Here is a 13,624-nt window from a genome sequence, read left to right on the forward strand (position 1 = left end):
AAAAAGTTCGAAATATTATGAAAAAACTAATAATGTTTCTGATGCTTTTGTTCTCTGTTTTTACCTTCACACAAACTACAAAAACATATTATACCTGTCCGATGCATGCTGAAGTGGCATCCCCAAAACCTGGAGACTGCCCGAAATGTGGAATGACTCTGGTCAAAAAGACAGTGGTTGTAAAGCCTAAAGTAGCAGTGAAACCGGAAGTGAAGACTGTTCCTAAAACGGAGACCAAGACAAAATCTGCAGAAACAAAAATAAATAAGAGTAAAGTTGATAAAAAAATAGAGGTAAAAAAGGTCAATAAAGCAAGGGAAGCTGAGAAAGTGAAAACTGTAATGCCAGCGAAAACCCAGGTTTTATCTCAATCTAAACCTCAGACTTACGCTAAAACTACCTATACATGCCCAATGCATCCTGAAGTTATTTCAGACAAGCCGGGAAAATGTCCTAAATGCGGGATGGATCTGGTAGAAAAAGATGATCATTCTCATGCAGAAACTGACAATCCGAAAGAGGAAAGTTCTGTTTTAAGACGTAATTCCGAAAATGGTAAAATAACTTTCGGTGGAAAAACCGTTCGTTATGATCTGTATGTGAAAGATACCATTGTTAATTTTACCGGGAAAAATAGGAGAGCGATAGCGATCAACGGTAAACTTCAGGCTCCGACTTTATATTTTACGGAAGGAGATACAGCTGAAATTTACCTGCACAATATGCTGAAGGAAAAAACAGGATTACACTGGCACGGAGTGATTCTTCCCAATGAACAGGATGGCGTTCCGTTCCTTACCACCAAACCTGTAATGCCGGGAGAAACCCACTTATACAAATTCAGAGTTTCCCAAAACGGAACGTATTGGTACCATTCCCATGAAGCGCTTCAGGAACAGATTGGAATGAATGGGATTCTGGTTTTCAAAAAAAGAGAAGGCGAGCCTAAAACAGAATATAACGCCGAGATTCCTGTATTGCTGGGAGATTGGAGTGATGATGACCCGATGCAGATTGCCAGAAGGCTTCATATGGCTAATACAGACTGGTATGCTGTAAAGAAAAATGCAGTACAAAGTTATTGGGAAGCCATTAAGTCTGGAAACTTCGGGACAAAAGTTCTGAATGAATGGAAGAGGATGGAAGCCATGGATGTAAGTGATGTCTATTATGACAAATTTTTGATCAACGGTGTTCCCAGTTCAGATTATTCCAGTTTAAAACCTGGGGATAAAGTAAGATTAAGAGTAGCAAACGGAGGTTCCTCCACTTATTTCTGGCTGAATTATGGAGGTGGAAAAATAAAAGTAGTAGGAAATGATGGGAATGATGTGGTTCCGGTAGAAGTGGACCGTTTGATTGTTGGGGTTTCCGAAACCTATGATATTGAAGTTACTATTCCTGAAAATAAAAGTTTTGAATTCAGAGCGACTTCAGAAGACAGGATAGGACATGCTTCTCTTTGGCTGGGTTCCGGTGAAAAGGTAGAAGCACCCAATCTTCCGAGATTAATGCTTTTTGAAGGAATGAAAATGATGAACGGAATGATGGAAATGAGCGGGAATATGAAGCCAATGAATATGACGATGGGAAATCAGATGATGGATATGAATGAAGTAATGTACCCGGAGTTGTCTGAAAACCAAAGAAAAACTACGGCAAAGCACATCAATGAGATGATGGGAGTAAAAACGAAAGATGATAAGAATGAAGATCATTCTCAACATTCCGGAATGGATATGAAAGAGGAAAAAACGATCAAGAGATTGTCTTACAATATTTTAAAATCTCCTGAGAAAACAATTCTTCCAACAGACAGTATTCGTGAAATGAAATTTACGCTGGAAGGAAATATGAACCATTATCTGTGGACACTGGATAATAAAACTGTAACGGAAACAGATAAAATTCTGATCAAAAAAGGAGAAGTTCTTAGAATTAAAATGTATAATAATTCAATGATGCGCCACCCAATGCACCTCCACGGTCATGATTTCAGATTAATTAATTCAAAAGGAGAGTATTCGCCATTGAAAAACGTAGTGGATATCATGCCTATGGAGACGGTAACAATAGAATTTGCTGCCAACCAGGATGGGGACTGGTTTTTCCACTGTCATATTTTATACCATATGATGGCGGGAATGGGAAGAATCTTCAGTTATGAAAACTCTAAACCTAATCCACAGCTTCCGAACAGAAAACTGGCCTGGAAAAACTTTATACAGGATAATAAAATGACCAGTTCTATGGCAATGCTGGATGTAGCAAGCAATAAGATTCATGCAGAAACCATGACGATGTTCGGACCGAGATGGGCCAACCTGAATGAGTTTCATTCCAACTGGAATTTTGATCATTTCGAAGGAAGTGCAAAAGTAGGACGTTTCTTAGGGAAATTCCAATGGGCGCTTCCTTATGCAGGAATCAGAGTTCAAAAAAATCATGAGATCATGGAGAGAAAGATGGCTGAAGATATGGGAACGGATTTTCATGGTAAAAAGACCTGGTTTGGACAGCAGAAAGCTTCAAAAAACAAATTAGCTTTTATGGTGGGTATGCAGTATGTACTTCCCATGTTGATTACCGCTGATGCAAGTGTTGACCAAAACGGAAAAGTACTATTAGAACTGAGCCGTGAGGATATCCCGCTTTCCAGAAGATTGAGAGGAAATTTCAGTGTAAACTCCGATGGCGAATTTTCTACGGGAATACGATATATCGTTCAGAAATGGTTTTCGCTTTCCGGAAATTATGATAATGAAATGGGCTGGGGTGCAGGTGTTACTTTAACCTATTAAATAAAACAATAGAATTTTTATAAAATTAATTAGCAAAACAATGAAAAACATAGTAACCGTTCTTTTAGTAGGAGGTCTTTTATACTCATGTACTAAAAACAATTCCTCAAAAAAGGAAACAAAAGCTGATCTTAAAATCGAGAAAGAATCATCCGTAGCATCCGCACCGCTAAAGGCAGATAATGATTCGGAGAAAGATAAAAAACAATCAACAGTTTCTTCAGTATTTTCAATAAAACAGATTATTGAGAACTATCTTCCTTTAAAAAATGCTTTAACGAAGGATGATTCTAAAACAGCCTCAGCAGAAGCTAAAAAACTATATTCTGTCTTAAAAAAGCAGGATGTAAGTAAACTAAGTCCCGAAGTAAAAGATATTTTGGAAAGTGCCGCAGAAAATGCAGAACATATAGGTGAAAAATCTGACGATATAGCCCATCAGAGAGAACATCTGCTGTCCCTGAGTAATGATATTACTGATTTAATAAAAGAAAAGGGAACTGACGGATTAAAATTGTATCAGGATTTCTGTCCTATGTATAATAATGGAAAGGGCGGAATCTGGATCAGTGAGTCGGAAGAGATTGTCAATCCATATGAAGGGCAAAAAATGATCAACTGCGGATCTATAAAAAAAGTATTTTAAACTTGTAAAAAGAAATGAACCGATACGTGAAAAACATATTGTTAGGGTTTGTTCTAATTTTTTTACTCATTCAGATCATTCAGCCTGTCCGTAATATTGATTATGGGCAGGTTTCTTCAACAGATATTTCAAAGGTTTACAAGCTTCCTAAGAATGTGCAATCTATTCTTACAAATTCCTGCTATGACTGTCATAGCAATTCTACTCATTATCCATTATATTCCTATATACAGCCTTTAAGTTATTATCTTGAAAAGCATATTAAAAAGGGAAAAGAAGAATTGAATTTTAATGAATGGAGTAGTTACAGCCGTCGTAAACAGGTCAATAAATTAAATTCTATTGCCAATCAGATACAACAGAAGAAAATGCCGCTTACCTCTTATACTTATCTTCATCCGGAAGCTAAACTTTCCGAAAAACAGATAGAAGAAATGGTTCGTTGGATAGGGCTGATGCAGGCTGAAAATAAAAAATAAAACTTAAAAAACAAAGCCATCTCATTTCCATGAGATGGCTTTGTTTTTATTATACAGAAACTTTATTTAGAAGCTCCTGCAGTTTTTTCGCTTTTCGCCGGAGTATAAGTAACTTTTGAAATATCAACAGTCATTTCCTTCAAACGTTTTGCCACATTTTCAGGCATTTCTTTTTGGTATCTTCCTCCAATTACTTCTGAAAGGAATTTCTCTGTTTCAGCATACATTGCCATGCTGTTCACTGGTTTACGGAATCCGTGGCCTTCATCATCGGCAAGGATGTAATTTACCTTTTTACCTTTATCACGAAGGGCAATCACAATCTGGTCCGCTTCAGCTTGTTTTACTCTCGGGTCATTTGCTCCCTGAACGATTAGTAATGGCTTATTGATTTTATCTACACTGAATAACGGACTGGCATCATGCATACGTTTTTTTCCTTCTTCAGTTTTAGGATCACCTACCATTCCGTAAAGGAAGGCACGTGCAGCTTCCCAGTAAGCAGGAACAGAATCCAATAAAGTAAACAGGTTGCTTGGTCCTACAATATCTACTCCGGCAGCATATACATCAGGCGTGAACGCTAACCCTGCCAGCGTTGCATATCCACCATAGCTTCCTCCCATGATAACGACTTTGTTTTTGTCTGCAATTCCTTGATTAATAAGGTATTTTACGCCCCATGTAATATCATCCTGCATCAGTTTTCCCCACTGGAGATCTCCGCCATTCTGGAACTTTTTACCATATCCGCCACTTGCTCTGAAGTTAGGCTGTAATACTGCATATCCTCTGTTGGCTAAAAACTGTACTGTAGAGTTGTATCCCCAGTAATCTCTTGGACCTTTTGGACCTCCGTGAACTAAAACTACTACAGGAATATTTTTTCCGGTTGATCCCACAGGTAATGTCAGGTATGCCGGAATTTCAAGTCCGTCACTGCTTTTATAAGTAATAGACGTCATAGCAGCCAGATACTTTTCAACTTTTTTCAATTCTGTTCTTGGAGTATACTGAAAAATAAGCTGTTTGGTTTTTGCATCAAAGAAATACGCTTCGGAAGCATATTTGTCACCTCCAACAGCAACTAAAAATTTAGAATAATCATTGGTTGAGCTTGAAAAATTAACTTCTCTTCCCGGGAATTTACTTTGCAGAAATTTATAATTAGCTTCCCATGTTTTATCTTTCCAGTAGTACTCTGTTTTATCTCCGGTATAAGAGGTATAGATCATCTTTCTGGTATTTCTGTCCAGGGACAACCCTCCAAAATCTACTTTATCTTTGGGATCGCTTTCTATTTTTGTAATCTGCTTGGTTTTCGGATCCATCAGAAATAAGGTAGATTTGTCAAGATTCCCTTTGTTGGTTACCAGGTAGAATTTAGAATTATCTTCATTCCAGTTTGAGATATAAGCACTTTCCGTTACCAAAGTCTCATAAATAGGAGTGAGTTTATCTCCTTCTTTATAAAAAAACTGGGTAGTTCCTTTATCATCCGTTTTGGACAACACTCTTAATTTCTCATCCCAGTCAAACTCATAACTTGTGATACGGTCTGTATTTTCAAAAATCTTTTTCAGCTCGCCTGTAGAAATTTTCAATGAATACAAATCATGCCACGCTTTATCACGGTTGTTCAGTCCAATCATCAATAAGTCAGGATTTTTTCTGCTTACCATGTAGATTTGGGCAGTTACATCTTTAAGAGGGGTTATATTCCTAGACTCAGGAACTCCGCTCGTGACTTTTGCCATGGGATCTACGGCAAAAATATTCATGTTTTCATCCCCATTACCATCTTTTACATAAAGAATATACTTCCCGTCTTCTGACCAGAAATATCCGCTCATCGGTCGTTTACTATCCGTTAATGGGCGGGCTTTTTCAAAAGGTTCATCAATTTTTTTTACCCATATATTCATGATGCCTCCGTATTCTTTTGTAAAAGAGATCCATTTTCCATCCGGGCTCAGCTGTCCTCCGGCAATTTCCGGGTTTCCAAAGAATAAACCTCTGTCCAGTACCGGCACCTCCTGTGCTCGTGCTGTATGAACTCCTATGAATAAGAGCAATACATAAAAGATTTTTTTCATGTTGTAATTTTTGGTTGTTATTAATAAATCGAATATAATTTTTTTACATTTTATCTTTTCTTAAAAACGTAATCTCTACATTTCCAGTTCTATAATCTTTTTAGCCATTTTCTGATTCATACTTTCCGGAATTAAGCCCATGAGGAAATTACGAAGAGAATTTCCTCTTTCCCATTGAGAAACCTTTCCGATAGTCCGGCTTGTATTGACAATATAATCTACTTTTTTTCGTCTGATGCTTTGAAACGCTTCAAAAATGGTATTGAAATCCTGGCTCTTTTCCAGCAGCTTTCCAATAATATAAGCGTCTTCAATAGCCTGGCAGGCACCTTGCCCCATATTAGGAGTCGTTGCATGGGCGGCATCTCCGATCAGGCATAGATTTTCAGAATACCATTGAGGAATAGGAGCGAGGTCGGAAATGGTGTTACAAATAATATTTTCGCTTGCTGTAGCTTCAATAAGTTGTAAAACTAAAGGATCAAAATCATTAAAAATCTCCGCGATTTCAATAGATCTCCCGAAACTTTTCTCGTTGACACAAGCATACCAATACACTTTTTTGTCAGAAATTTTCACAAATCCAAAACGTTTTCCCTTTCCCCATATTTCAAAAGCTTCCTGGTGATGTCTTTCAGGCAGATCGAAATCCAGCAGACCACGCCAGCATTTCTGACCTGAATTCCTGATCGTTCCGGTTTTTAAAATCTGATTTCGGATAGGGGATTTTATACCATCGGCTCCAAAAATGATCTGACTTTCAATTTGATTTCCGTTTTCAAAATCCAGGATATAGTTTTCTCTCTTTTCTATTTTTTGTAATGAATGATTGAGTTGAATGGTATCAGGAGATAAGTTTTCAGCCAGAATTCTTTGAAGCTCTGCCCGGTGAATGGCAACATTACAGGAATTGTACTGAGCTTCCAGTTTCAGAATTTCCGTTTTGGAGATAGGCTGTAAGGATTCATTGGTGATAACAATCCTGTGAACTTTATTTCCCGCATTTTCAATCTTCACTTTTAAACCCAATGTATCAAAAACCTGCATCGCATTTACCGCCATCATGATTCCGGCTCCTACAGGTTTTATTTCAGGAGCAGCTTCATAGATCGTGAAATCATACTGATGCTGTTTCAGTATATTTCCGAGGGTAAGTCCTCCGATTCCTGCTCCGATGATTGAAATGGTGTTCATAAAGATTGGGTTTTTTGTTGTCTGTTGTAAGACGCTGGAATTTTATATTTAATAAACTTTCACTCTGCTATTTTAATTTATAACGTTAAAATATAGCTTTCCGATACCTTTTTAAAGCCGTATTTACTAAAAAAGTTGTGAGCTCCATGATTGTTGACCCCGCTTTCCAGCAAGATAAAACTGATATTCCAGCTTTTGGATTCCAGAATGGCTTTCTCCAAAAGTTTGCTTCCAAGAGATTGACCTCTTACAGACTGGTCCAGAAGCATATCCTCTAAAATAGCATACTTTTTAAAAGGGCTGTTGATTACATTGAAAACCATCATTCCGACAATTTCTCCGTTTTCATTTTCTGCAATCAGAATATTCAGCTTGGAACTGCCGTCAGAATTAAAATCTGTAATCAGCTGTTCGGTCAGAATCACTTCAAGATCCGGATTCCAGTGGTGTGTATCTATAGCTCTGCCAGACATCATTTCGCCATGGGAGATATAAGAATCTGTTTTATGGGTAATAAAAAAGTCTACCAGCTCTTTGATGCGGGCTTTATCGGTAAGCCATTTTGTAGTATATTTCATGAGGTGTAATGGTATTTATTGTAATTTTTTCAGTTCTTCCAGCAGTGTATTTTGTTTATTGATGAATTGAGTGAGGCTATCCGTTTTCAAAGGATGAGCACTCTGATATTTTTCAATTTCTGGAAGAGTTTTTCTGATTTTGAATACGATGTAATGATCACGAATAGCCGCATTATTTTTTCTGATTTTATCAATTAAATCTTTAATGGTTTGTGTTTTTAAGTTATACCGATTAGAACTAGCCTTAATCTCTTGCTCAATCTGCTTTTTAGTGATAGAATCAGTTACTGAATTTGACAGGGCCACAGCATCACTATAATACGTTTCTGATTTGCCTATTACATTATCATATTCGGCAATCGTCTCTTCGGTTTCTTTATTAATAGCTTCTATTTTTTGGTCGAGTTCCTGTAAAGGTTTATTATTTTTTAAAAGTTCATCATAAATTTCGTGAACAAGATTTCCATAAGATCGGGTATTTTTCTTAATAGAAGTGGAAATTGAAGATTCTGCGTTGTCAACAGCATTTTCTACGGCCGCATGTTTTTTGGTAGAATTTTCTTTGCAGGAAAGCAGCGATAAAGCTATTGCCGAAGCGAAAAGTATTTTTTTCATAGTATGTTTTATTGGGGTTTATAATATATATCATATCCCGGCAACTAAAGATAATCATTTAGGATTTGTCATCAATAATGACTGGATATGATTTTAATTAGTTGAACAAACGTTGAAAATTGTTACAATAGCTTATAAGATTGAAAGTAAATCAATCTTTTTTATTTAAAATCTGTAAAATTATAATTATATGGGCTTTATCCCCAGCTTTTAAACTTGTCATGCATTATTTCTGCAATCTCGTTTACTCTTTTCTGAGCTATTTCATTATCCTCTCTGTATTCCATAGGTATTTTGTCATAGTCCATAACTTCATCGTTAGACAGAAATCCTTTTTAAATGATTTAATACTCTAAAGATCATATGGTCCATACGCCAGCAAATAGAAGGCTCCATGTTTTGCATTTCATCAGTTTTTATTCCTTTCGTTTCACCGCCGACCCATAAACTTCTATCAAATACGAAAGTAATGTCCTTATAATTTGACTCAGATTTGTCATATTCAGGATTACTGAACAGTATTTCCCATCTTGGAATACCTGCTGCGAAGCGCATACTGCAAAATATGGGCTGGAATAATCTCTTGCTTGTATCTACATCAGAAATATTTTTTGGAGGCTCGGTGTAAAAATGGTCAAAAATTTCAATAAGATGACCTAAATTGGGTTTAATAAATTCAATATAACGGGCAATAACAAATCCATTTTCATTCGATTGGCTGATGGAAGGAATATAAAACAGATCACCTGGTTTTGGCTTCATTAATGACTTCATTATACAATATTTTAATATGAATATGTGGATATTTATAAAAAAACGGAGCCTGAAAACAGACTCCGTATAAAATTTTTTACGCTAAAATTATTTACCTAGATAAGATTTAAGGATCTTGCTTCTGGTATTGTGTTTTAGTCTCTTAATTGCTTTTTCTTTGATCTGACGAACTCTCTCTCTTGTAAGATCGAAAGTCTCACCAATTTCTTCTAAAGTCATTGGGTGTTTTCCGTTCAGTCCGAAGTATAATCTTACTAAATCAGCCTCTCTCGGCGTCAAAGTATTCAATGCTCTTTCGATCTCGATTTGTAGAGATTCAAGCATCAGATCTTTATCTGGACTTGGAGATTCTCCTGAACGCAATACATCATAAAGATTAGAATCTTCACCTTCTACTAAAGGCGCATCCATAGACAGGTGTCTTCCGGAGTTTTTCATAGATTCTTTAATATCTTCCTCGCTCATATCAAGAACTTCAGCCAATTCTTCCGGAGAAGGTGGTCTTTCATTTTCCTGTTCAAGGTGAGCGTATGCTTTATTGATTTTGTTGATAGAACCAATTTTGTTCAATGGTAGTCTTACAATTCTTGACTGCTCGGCCAATGCCTGTAAAATTGATTGACGGATCCACCATACTGCATAAGAGATAAATTTGAAACCTCTAGTTTCATCGTACCTTTTTGCCGCTTTCATTAGTCCTAAGTTACCTTCATTGATCAAATCGGGTAAAGAAAGACCTTGATTTTGGTATTGCTTAGATACAGAAACTACGAAACGAAGGTTGGCTTTGATTAATTTCTCCAGTGCGGCTCTATCGCCAGCACGTATTTTTTGTGCCAATTCTACTTCTTCGTCCGCAGTGATCAGTTCCACTTTACCAATTTCCTGCAAATACTTGTCTAATGAAGCAGTTTCCCTGTTGGTAACCTGCTTAGTGATTTTTAATTGTCTCATTTATTTTATCCTCAAAAAAAGAGTTACTATAATATATACGTATGAAAAGGTAAAAAGGTTACACGAGGTAGAATCTTTTTTGTACAATGTACACCATAAAATGTGTTAATGTTTTTATGAATTTTTTTAATTGGTTGATAACAAGTGTATTGGTGTTGTTTTTTATTGAAAATTAAAATGTTTTTTAATGGTAAAAGAATTAATATTCCGGATACTTTGTTATAGATGACATAGAGTTTTTATAATGACTAGACCTTAAACCCCATATCTTAAACAAAAAAAACGGAACCGAAGCCCCGTTTTTTTTTATATTATTTTAAATAATTTTCAACTAAAAAAGTTCGTTTAAAACTTTTGCCAGTCTCAATCCTCCATATAGAAGCTGTCTTTCCATCGTATCGTTGAACTTATACTGGTAGTCATAAGATAATTTAGAATCGTTAGGAGTCTGTGCATAGATTTTGTTGGCGATTTTATGAGAATCATATAACCAATCTTCTAATGTCCCGGACTGGATCTGTGCTACTTCTTCTTTAGATTTGATGTCTAAAAGTTTAGAATATTCTGTATAGCTGTATTTTTGAGAGTCTACCAATTTTCCGTCCCAAACTGAGTGTAAATTGGTTTTTTCCCCGAAATAGGTAACATTGATCTTGTTTCCACCCAAATCTTCCGCTCTTCCTACGTGTAGGGGCTGTGCGAGGTCTCCCATAATGTGGATAAGGAAGATTAAAGCAATTTTTCTGTCTTTTTCAGACGTGTTTTTGTCTTTGATCTGGCTGGACAGTGTGTTTACCTGTGTATAAAGGCTTGGTCCTGCCTGTGCTTTTAAGTTTTGTTCAAAAGCTTTAAAGTCAGTTTGTGGATCAATGTTTACATAATGCCACGATGAAGCCTGCTTCCATGCACCTGTTGTATCAGATTTGATAAAATCCGGCCAGTTTGCCCAGTAAGCCAGGCGCTCTTTTCCCATCATCTTTTTAATTTCTCTTCTTGCCTTGCGGGAAAGATGGTTTTCTGCAATGTCTGCAATAACCCTGTGTCCCGTTAATCCCCACGCATAAGAATAAAGTGAAGAGGCCATGAATGCTAAAATCAGAATTTTAGAATAAATACTTTTCATTTTGAATAACAATTTTCAGTCTGCAAAGATACGGCCCGCTTTCGGAATGAGCACGCATTATCCTGAATTTATTCTATAAGATGATGTTAATAAAAATTAATCTAAATAAAAGAGGTAATTACCCTAGGTTTGAAACGTTGTTTTTTTGAAAAATGCAGAAAGAAAAACAGATGTATAGTATAAGGATAGGAAAGAATAGGGGAGAAAAAGTAAAGTAAGATAGTAAGCATCTGAAATACCCATGTGGTTTAAACATCTGATCCTGAACAAGGAATTTTATTTTTAAAAAACAAGCAAATCTTGTATTTACCGTATTTTTACGGAATTTGTTAGAATTTATTCTATGTAATGTTAATAAATTACTATTTTTAGGATAAAATTATTGTAAAAATATTTTTTCAAACTTATGAGATATATTATCTTTACAAGTCATAATCAGAGGAAACACTATGTATGAGAATAATATTGTAGATATGCATTACAATAAGCTGCAGACAGATTTTAAAGCTGAAGCTGTGGCGGTTAACCTATTGAAGTACCACCGTGCGGTAAGCAATATATTCATCGAGCGTGTCGGAGTGAATGACCGTGCCTACCTGAAGGATATAAAAAGTATCTCAAGCAGTTATTTAGGATTTGATGAGGAAGTATTTACCATAGAGAGTTACAGGGAAGGCATTTATGACTACCTTCCGGAAGGATTATTCCATCCGCCATCTCTTGGAGCTTCCAGAAAGAATGTGGATACTGTGGTAAGGGAAATCCGGAAACAGAAAAGGGTAGAAGATGATGCCCGTAAGTTTTTCCGTCCTTTTGAACTGGAAGTCTTTTTTACGGAGATCAGCGCTTTGCTTAAGGAGTCTGAATTTGATATGGCAAGCCATACAGATTCTTTACTGGAAACGGTGAGTGAGCTTTGGCCTCTGGTAAAAATGCTGGATAAGCAGAGTGCTTATGTCTTCATGCATATTTTACCTTTTTTCCATCAGATCAGAGGAGATAAAAGATGGTTTGAAAGATGTATGACTGCTTTTCTGCAGGTGCCGGTAAAAGTAAGTTTTTCACCCAATATTATTGATCAGATTGAGAAAAATAATGATTCGATGTTATTGGGAAATTCAAGATTAGGGGTAACCTATATTCCAAGTGGTCCGCATATGGACGGACAGCGAAACTGGGTGGTAAACATTGGTCCGATTCCTTATGGAGATATGAAGAAGTATATTCCGGGAAGTCCGTTCAGAAATGTGCTTCAGGCATTGTATGATTATTTTCTTCCGGTAACCGTGGATGTGGAAGAGAATTTTGTCACAGAAAAAGAGGAATACTCATTCAGCCTTGAGGATGATGAAAGAAACGCCAGCCGCCTTGGATACTCTACCTTCCTCTAATTTATTTTATTATATTTACAGCTACCAACAAAGTATAAATTCGAAAAGAAAAACATGGAAATTTCTTCAGTAAAAGGTATTTTTCTAAGGTATATCTTAATGCCTTTAATCGCAATTATTATGATGGTTATACTCGGTGTAATCAGGAGAAATAAGCCTGCGATCAAAATTAAAGTAATTATTGTATACGTACTTCTGTGCAGTTTATGTCTGGCGATCCCGGGCGTATTTGGATTTGCCAGAAATCTTTTTAATCCTTACTGGTATCTTATAGCACAGGTTATTTATCTTATTTTTGGGATTATTCATGTAAATTTATTACACAAATATTTCAAAAAACACATCGAATCTCTGTCTATGAGTATTCTGTTTGAATCTATACTTTCTTTGACGTGTATTGCATTAGGAGGGTATCTTTTCACTCTTATCTTTAACTGGATGAGTAAAGGAATAGGATATTCAGTAATGGCAGCAACAAGTATGGTGATCTTTGTGGTTCCGATGGTATTTTATTACTGCTATATTCAGTTTATCAGTATTCCATTTGATATTTATAAAACATGGAGGTATTCTCCGGATCAGAAACTGCCTGATTTTGAAGGAGCAGATTTTGACAGATTAATGGTATTGAATGTTGAATTAAGCAAAAAATTAGAAGATACGAACCGATTCAGAATTAAAGCTAAAACACTTCCGACTGGAGTTACTTTCGGAGATTGGTTTTACAGAGTAGTGGATGATTACAACCACAAAAATCCAGGATCTATTATTCATCTTTCTGACGAAGGAAATGAGCCTTATTACTGGATCTTTTACACTAAAAAATCATTTTTCAGTTTCAGAAAATATATAGATTTCGACCAGGACATTACTTCAAACAGCATTTCTGAAAATGAAGTGGTGATTTGTAAGAGAGTTATTCAGCATGAAGAGGAAGGAGTCGCAAAAAAATCATAAACACAAAATTTAAAAA

12 protein-coding genes are annotated in these 13,624 nt (G+C 36.2%); 5 read left to right on the forward strand and 7 right to left on the reverse strand.

Translation table 11 applies throughout. The features are described from left to right. The first annotated feature begins 17 nt into the window (after window positions 1-17). Genes AC07UM_RS16325 through AC07UM_RS16335 form a run of 3 tightly spaced genes read left to right on the forward strand, consistent with a single transcriptional unit; the run spans window position 18 to window position 3,926 of the window. Window positions 18-2,801 carry a multicopper oxidase domain-containing protein gene (locus tag AC07UM_RS16325; RefSeq protein WP_494684141.1) on the forward strand — a complete coding sequence of 928 codons (2,784 nt, stop codon included), beginning with the start codon at window positions 18-20 and terminating at the stop codon, window positions 2,799-2,801. Window positions 2,802-2,841: 40 nt separating this feature from the next. Next, window positions 2,842-3,447, forward strand: a complete 606-nt coding sequence (locus tag AC07UM_RS16330) for a DUF3347 domain-containing protein (RefSeq protein WP_494684142.1) — start codon at window positions 2,842-2,844, stop codon at window positions 3,445-3,447. Window positions 3,448-3,473: 26 nt separating this feature from the next. Beyond that, window positions 3,474-3,926: a heme-binding domain-containing protein gene (locus AC07UM_RS16335; RefSeq protein ID WP_494684143.1), complete on the forward strand. Its 453-nt coding sequence runs from the start codon at window positions 3,474-3,476 to the stop codon at window positions 3,924-3,926. Window positions 3,927-3,988: 62 nt separating this feature from the next. On the opposite strand, the gene AC07UM_RS16340 is transcribed toward AC07UM_RS16335, so the two are convergent. The 7 genes from AC07UM_RS16340 to AC07UM_RS16370 form a co-directional block, all read right to left on the reverse strand. Beyond that, window positions 3,989-6,022 (reverse strand): S9 family peptidase, encoded by a 2,034-nt coding sequence (locus AC07UM_RS16340; protein WP_494684144.1) that lies wholly within the window; start codon window positions 6,020-6,022, stop codon window positions 3,989-3,991. A 75-nt stretch (window positions 6,023-6,097) separates the two neighbouring features. Next, entirely contained in the window at window positions 6,098-7,216 is a 1,119-nt protein-coding gene (locus tag AC07UM_RS16345) for an FAD-dependent monooxygenase (RefSeq protein WP_494684145.1), read from the reverse strand. Window positions 7,217-7,293: 77 nt separating this feature from the next. Continuing rightward, complete coding sequence (locus tag AC07UM_RS16350) at window positions 7,294-7,794, reverse strand: GNAT family N-acetyltransferase (protein WP_494684146.1); 501 nt, start codon at window positions 7,792-7,794, stop codon at window positions 7,294-7,296. Between the two features lie 15 nt (window positions 7,795-7,809). Then, entirely contained in the window at window positions 7,810-8,409 is a 600-nt protein-coding gene (locus AC07UM_RS16355; protein ID WP_494684147.1) for a hypothetical protein, read from the reverse strand. 318 nt (window positions 8,410-8,727) lie between these two features. After that, window positions 8,728-9,183: an Imm26 family immunity protein gene (locus AC07UM_RS16360; protein WP_494684148.1), complete on the reverse strand. Its 456-nt coding sequence runs from the start codon at window positions 9,181-9,183 to the stop codon at window positions 8,728-8,730. A gap of 87 nt (window positions 9,184-9,270) precedes the next feature. Further along, entirely contained in the window at window positions 9,271-10,137 is an 867-nt protein-coding gene (locus AC07UM_RS16365; protein WP_099767369.1) for a sigma-70 family RNA polymerase sigma factor, read from the reverse strand. 331 nt (window positions 10,138-10,468) lie between these two features. Continuing rightward, window positions 10,469-11,260 (reverse strand): S1/P1 nuclease, encoded by a 792-nt coding sequence (locus AC07UM_RS16370; protein ID WP_494684149.1) that lies wholly within the window; start codon window positions 11,258-11,260, stop codon window positions 10,469-10,471. Between the two features lie 449 nt (window positions 11,261-11,709). Here AC07UM_RS16370 and AC07UM_RS16375 point away from each other — a divergent pair, with 449 nt between their 5' ends. Both AC07UM_RS16375 and AC07UM_RS16380 read left to right on the forward strand, forming a co-directional pair. Beyond that, window positions 11,710-12,651, forward strand: a complete 942-nt coding sequence (locus tag AC07UM_RS16375) for a type VI secretion system baseplate subunit TssG (RefSeq protein ID WP_494684150.1) — start codon at window positions 11,710-11,712, stop codon at window positions 12,649-12,651. A 54-nt stretch (window positions 12,652-12,705) separates the two neighbouring features. After that, entirely contained in the window at window positions 12,706-13,608 is a 903-nt protein-coding gene (locus tag AC07UM_RS16380; protein WP_494684151.1) for a TssN family type VI secretion system protein, read from the forward strand. Window positions 13,609-13,624 lie beyond the last annotated feature (16 nt).

The sequence above is a fragment of the Chryseobacterium sp. GW821-FHT04C04 genome, assembly GCF_059420365.1.

Coding starts and splice junctions, on each gene's coding strand:
- AC07UM_RS16370 (WP_494684149.1), bottom strand. CDS start 11,260: ATGAAAAGTATTTATTCTAAAATTCTGATTTTAGCATTCATGGCCTCT.
- AC07UM_RS16355 (WP_494684147.1), bottom strand. CDS start 8,409: ATGAAAAAAATACTTTTCGCTTCGGCAATAGCTTTATCGCTGCTTTCC.
- AC07UM_RS16360 (WP_494684148.1), bottom strand. CDS start 9,183: ATGAAGTCATTAATGAAGCCAAAACCAGGTGATCTGTTTTATATTCCT.
- AC07UM_RS16380 (WP_494684151.1), top strand. CDS start 12,706: ATGGAAATTTCTTCAGTAAAAGGTATTTTTCTAAGGTATATCTTAATG.
- AC07UM_RS16330 (WP_494684142.1), top strand. CDS start 2,842: ATGAAAAACATAGTAACCGTTCTTTTAGTAGGAGGTCTTTTATACTCA.
- AC07UM_RS16350 (WP_494684146.1), bottom strand. CDS start 7,794: ATGAAATATACTACAAAATGGCTTACCGATAAAGCCCGCATCAAAGAG.
- AC07UM_RS16365 (WP_099767369.1), bottom strand. CDS start 10,137: ATGAGACAATTAAAAATCACTAAGCAGGTTACCAACAGGGAAACTGCT.
- AC07UM_RS16375 (WP_494684150.1), top strand. CDS start 11,710: ATGTATGAGAATAATATTGTAGATATGCATTACAATAAGCTGCAGACA.
- AC07UM_RS16340 (WP_494684144.1), bottom strand. CDS start 6,022: ATGAAAAAAATCTTTTATGTATTGCTCTTATTCATAGGAGTTCATACA.
- AC07UM_RS16345 (WP_494684145.1), bottom strand. CDS start 7,216: ATGAACACCATTTCAATCATCGGAGCAGGAATCGGAGGACTTACCCTC.
- AC07UM_RS16325 (WP_494684141.1), top strand. CDS start 18: ATGAAAAAACTAATAATGTTTCTGATGCTTTTGTTCTCTGTTTTTACC.